Genomic DNA, 4947 nt, shown 5'->3' with positions numbered 1-4947 from the left:
TCAGGTGTCGAAGATCTGGGGTTCGCGCGAGCGCATCGTCGTGGGCCTGACGGGCGGCCCGGAGGGGCGGACCCTGATCCGCCGGGCCGCGCGCCTTGCGGAGAAGGGCGCCGGCGGCGAGGTGCTGGCCGTCTACATCTCCCGCAGCGACGGCCTGTCGTCCGGCTCGCCGAAGGAACTCGCGGTCCAGCGGACCCTCGTCGAGGACGTGGGCGGTACCTTCCATCACGTGGTCGGGGACGACATCCCGGCGTCGCTGCTGGATTTCGCGCGCGGCGTCAACGCCACGCAGATCGTGCTGGGCGTCTCCCGCCGCAAGTCCTGGCAGTACATCTTCGGACCCGGCGTCGGCGCGACGGTCGCCCGGGAGTCGGGGCCCGATCTCGACGTCCATCTGATCACGCACGCCGAGGCGGGCAAGGGGCGCGGACTGCCCGTGCCCCGCACGGCGCGGCTGGGGCGGGTCAGGATCATCTGGGGCTGGCTCGTCGGCGTGCTCGGCCCGGCTCTGCTCACCTTCTTCCTGACCAGCCTCTCGCCCGAAGTCGGCCTCGCCAACGACATGTTGTTGTTCCTGGCGTTGACGGTGGCGGCGGCGTTGCTCGGCGGACTGTTGCCCTCCCTCGCCTCCGCGGTGGTGGGCTCGCTGCTGCTGAACTGGTTCTTCACCCCGCCCGTCCACACCCTGACCATCGCCGATCCCGAGAACATCGTGGCGATCGTGATCTTCGTCGCGGTCGCGGTGTCGGTGGCCTCGGTGGTGGACCTCGCGGCCCGGCGCACCCAGCAAGCGGCCCGGCTGCGCGCCGAGTCCGAGATTCTGTCGTTCCTCGCGGGCAGTGTGCTGCGCGGTGAGACCAGCCTGGAGGCTCTGCTGGAGCGGGTGCGCGAGACCTTCGGCATGGAGTCGGTGGCGTTGCTGGAGCGGGAGAGCGACGTGGCGCCGTGGACCTGTGCGGGAAGTGTGGGGCCGCGGTCTGCGGAATGCCCCGAGGACGCGGACGTCGACATGCCGGTCGGGGACCATATGGCCCTCGCCCTGACGGGCCGGGTGCTGCCCGCCGAGGACCGCCGGGTGCTGGCCGCCTTCGCCGCACAGGCCGCGGTCGTCCTGGACCGTCGACGCCTGCAGGAGGAGGCGGACCAGGCCCGGACCCTGGCCGAAGGCAACCGTATCCGCACCGCTCTGCTGGCTGCCGTCAGCCATGACCTGCGCACGCCGCTGGCGGGCATCAAGGCGGCGGTCTCCTCGCTCCGTTCGGACGACGTCCAGTGGTCGGAGCAGGACCGGGCGGAGCTCCTCGAGGCGATCGAGGAGGGCGCCGACCGCCTCGACCACGTGGTCGGCAACCTCCTGGACATGTCGCGCCTGCAGACCGGCACCGTCACCCCGATCATCCGGGAGATCGATCTCGACGAGGTGGTGCCGATGGCTCTGGGCGGGGTGCCGGAGAACAGCGTCGAGCTCGACATCCCGGAGACGCTGCCGATGGTTTTGGTGGACAAGGGCCTGCTGGAGCGCGTCGTCGCCAACCTCGTCGAGAACGCGGTCAAATACAGCCCGCAGGACAAGCCCGTGCTGGTCTCCGCGAGCGCCCTCGGCAACCGCGTCGAGCTGCGCGTCGTCGATCGGGGTCCCGGAGTGCCGGACGAGGGGAAGGAACGCATCTTCGCACCCTTCCAGCGCTATGGCGACGCTCCGCGCGGCGCCGGCGTGGGCCTCGGCCTCGCGGTGGCCCGCGGCTTCACGGAAGCGGTCGGTGGCACGCTCGACGCGGAGGACACCCCGGGCGGCGGCCTGACCATGGTGGTCACTCTGCGGGTGGCCGAGGAACGGGCGGTGCGGCCTGCGCCGGCCACGACCGCCATGACGTAGGCCTCGGGGTCGACTTGGGTCTGCGGTTGGTGCCGCGGACGCGCTTCGGCGGCCGGCCACCTGGTCATCAGGGGGCGGCCGTCCGTGCTCCGTGTGCGGCGCGGCCTACAAGCTGTGTTCGGAGCCGGGTGCGTTCGCCGCCTTCAGCCGCCCGACGTCCAGCCGCAGCCGCCAGATCCTGTGGCGGCGCGCCGCGGCCAGCGCGGCCTCGAGCGCGGACGGCGGCACAGCGAGCACGGGACAGACGGCGTGGGCAAGGCAGTAGCGGCTCACCGGACGACCGAAGACGCGGCGCACGCGGCCGCGCCGGCCGGCCCCGACGACCAGCACATCGCTCTCGCGATCGGCGACCTGCACCAGAACCCGGCCGGCCGACCCCCGGCCGGCCACCAGATGGACCGGCACGCCAGGACCGTCGTCGCCGAATAGCCGGTCGATGACATCGAACAGTTCCAGGAAGGCACGCCGCTCACGCTGTTCGACCAGCAGGGGAGGTGCTGGGTTGTCCTCCGCAGTGATGGTGCCTCCCGGTACGTCCCAGGCGGACACCGCCCACAACTCGGCGTCGATGCGCCGCGCCTCCTGGACCGCCCGTCGCAGGGCGGTGATGCTGCCCGATGAGCCACTCACGCCGACAACCACCCGAGGGCGCCGGGGCACTGAGGCAGAGGCCGAATGGGTCATGGCTGCTGTCGTCTCCTCGCACGGTACGGAGTCCGCCCCTCCCATCTCACTCCTGTACGGGGCCCTCGGGCACCCCTCGGAACGCATCTTGGCGGTCCTCTGACGTGCCCGCGGGTCGTCCGCCACCCCCGGGAGTCTGGTCACGGTGCCCTCCCGGGCTCGTCGAGGCGGGGTCCCACGGGCAGGGAGAGTGTCAGGGTCGGATCTCCTCCGGGCGTGAGCCCGGGGGTGACGGTCCCCCGCATCACGGCGGCGAGGGCCTGAGTCAGGGCGAGCACCAGGCGAGCAGGACCGTAGTCCACTGACGGCGTCTCGGCGTCCGTGGCTGCCACAGTCGAGGTCCCGGTGCTGAACAGCAGGTCCACGAGGTCGCGTCGGATTGACGAGCGGGCCTTGAGGAAGACCGTGGCTCCGGGGCGAGCCTCGCACATCGTGTCGTGGAGCAGTGTGGTCACCACGCGCTCGAGGAGCCCTGGGTCGGCGAACACGGCGGGCACGTTCGCCACATCCCGGACCTCGACGCGTGCGTCGCTCCCGGTCGCGGCCCGGACCGTGCGGAGAGCGGAAGGCAGAATGTCCGGCAGCGCCACGGGCCTCGGTCGCGTGAGCAGCCCGCCCGACCGGAGGGCAGTGAGTGTCCACAGGCTGGCGGCGGGCAACGCGAGCCCTATGGGCGCTGTGTCGGCGGTTTCAAGCATCCGGTTCGCTGTCCACAGCGCTGCCAATTCGCGCAACGCCGCGAGGTTGGCCGGACGGAAGAAGTGCGTGAGGGCCGAGTCAACCAGTTCCGGGGGGTAGATGTCACCGTGCACGAGGCGGCGGCGCAGCACCTCCGGCTCGACGTCGACGAGTTCGACGTGATCGGCCCGGCGCATGAGCTCGTCGGGGACCGTCTCCGGGGGCGCCACGCCAGTGATCCTTTGCACCACGTCGGACAGGGACTGAAGGTGGTGCACGTTGACCGTGGTGATGACGTCGATCCCGGCCGCCAGCAGTTCCCTCACGTCCTGCCAGCGCTTGGCGTTGCGGCCGCCGGGAACGTTGGTGTGCGCGCATTCGTCGACGAGGACTGTCTCGGGGCGCAGAGTCAGCAATCCGTCCACGTCCATCTCGCCGAAGAGGCGACCCCGGTAGGGCCGGACCTTGCGCGGGATCACCAGAAGCCCGCGCAGCATCTGCTCCGTGCGGCGTCGGCCGTGGCAGTCGATGTATCCGACCACCACGTCCGTGCCGCGCTCCGCCCTTCGGTGCCCCTCGTCGAGCATCCGGTAGGTCTTGCCCACGCCTGGGGCGGCACCCAGACAGACCCTGAGCCTGCCGGGCCGGCCGATACGCGTGCCGACCGGCCCGCTGGCGTGTGTCATAGGGGCTCCTTCAGATCAGCCCAAGGTGCTCAAGGCCTGGTTGAGCTCCACCACGTTGACCCGCTCCTCGCCGAGGAAACCGAGGATGCGGCCCTGGATGTGATCGTCGACCAGTTTCCTCAGCTTCGGCTCGTCCAGCTCCCGCGCCTTGGCCACCCGGGTGATCTGCAACGTGGCGTAGGCAACCGAAATGTGCGGGTCGAGTCCTGAGCCGCTCGCCGTGACCGCGTCGGCGGGGACCGCGGCCGGGTCGACGCTGTTGAACTTCGCAATGCTGGAACGGCGTTGCTCGATCGACTTCACCAGCTCCTGGTTCGTCGGACCGAGGTTGGAGGCGCCGGTGAGGGTCGGGTCGTAGCCGCCGGCGGAGAATCGCGGCTGGAACCACTTGGGGTCGGGACGTGGTGCCTCGTTCGGGTCTTCCGGGTTCTTCTTGGGCAGGTCGAAGCTCTGCCCTATGAGGCTGGAGCCGACGACCTTGCCGTCGGTCCTGATCTCAGAGCTGTTGGCCTGGTCGTGGAAGAGCGCCTGTGCGACGCCCGTCACGGCCAGCGGGTAGATCAGTCCCGTGACGACCGTGAACACCAGTAGCATCCGCAGCGCGGAGAGGTGGTTGCGCATCGGCGCCGGGAGATGCCTGTGTAGCGGCGATGACATGTCTGTGTGCCCCTTCAGTGCAGTCCGGGGATGAACTGGACGACGAGGTCGATCAGTTTGATCCCGATGAACGGCAGGACCAGACCGCCGAAGCCGTACAGATAGATGTTGCGGCTGAGCAGCGTCGCCGCCGCCGAAGGGCGGTAGCGCACACCTCGCAGGGCGAGCGGGATCAGAGCGATGATGATCAGGGCGTTGAAGATGATTGCCGAGGTGATCGCGGACTTAGGGCTGTACAGCGCCATGATGTTGAGGTGGTCGAGACCTCCGAACTTGGCGGCGAACATGGCGGGCAGGATCGCGAAGTACTTCGCCACGTCGTTGGCGATGGAGAAGGTCGTGAGCGCGCCCCGGGTGATGAGGAGT

3 protein-coding genes and 2 pseudogenes are annotated in these 4947 nt (G+C 69.9%); 1 reads left to right on the top strand and 4 read right to left on the bottom strand.

The genetic code is table 11. From position 1 onward, the window contains the following. A partial coding sequence (locus VXC91_RS42275; protein ID WP_329512666.1) for a DUF4118 domain-containing protein occupies positions 1–1876 on the top strand: 1876 nt, incomplete at its 5' end. A gap of 105 nt (positions 1877–1981) precedes the next feature. Here VXC91_RS42275 and VXC91_RS42270 read toward each other — a convergent pair. From VXC91_RS42270 to VXC91_RS42255, 4 genes and pseudogenes are all read right to left on the bottom strand, one after another. Further along, positions 1982–2560: a universal stress protein gene (locus tag VXC91_RS42270; RefSeq protein WP_329512665.1), complete on the bottom strand. Its 579-nt coding sequence runs from the start codon at positions 2558–2560 to the stop codon at positions 1982–1984. A 689-nt stretch (positions 2561–3249) separates the two neighbouring features. After that, positions 3250–3891, bottom strand: a pseudogene (locus tag VXC91_RS42265) (histidine kinase); the annotation flags it as partial. Positions 3892–3939: 48 nt separating this feature from the next. Beyond that, positions 3940–4581, bottom strand: coding sequence for a potassium-transporting ATPase subunit KdpC (kdpC, locus tag VXC91_RS42260; RefSeq protein ID WP_329512664.1), 642 nt, complete (start codon positions 4579–4581; stop codon positions 3940–3942). A gap of 14 nt (positions 4582–4595) precedes the next feature. After that, a pseudogene (locus tag VXC91_RS42255) lies at positions 4596–4947 on the bottom strand (potassium-transporting ATPase subunit B); the annotation flags it as partial.

Origin of the sequence: Streptomyces chiangmaiensis, assembly GCF_036281785.1 — a bacterium.
GTDB classification, from domain to species: domain Bacteria; phylum Actinomycetota; class Actinomycetes; order Streptomycetales; family Streptomycetaceae; genus Streptomyces; species Streptomyces chiangmaiensis.
This window is presented reverse-complemented; position numbering and strand designations above follow the sequence as displayed.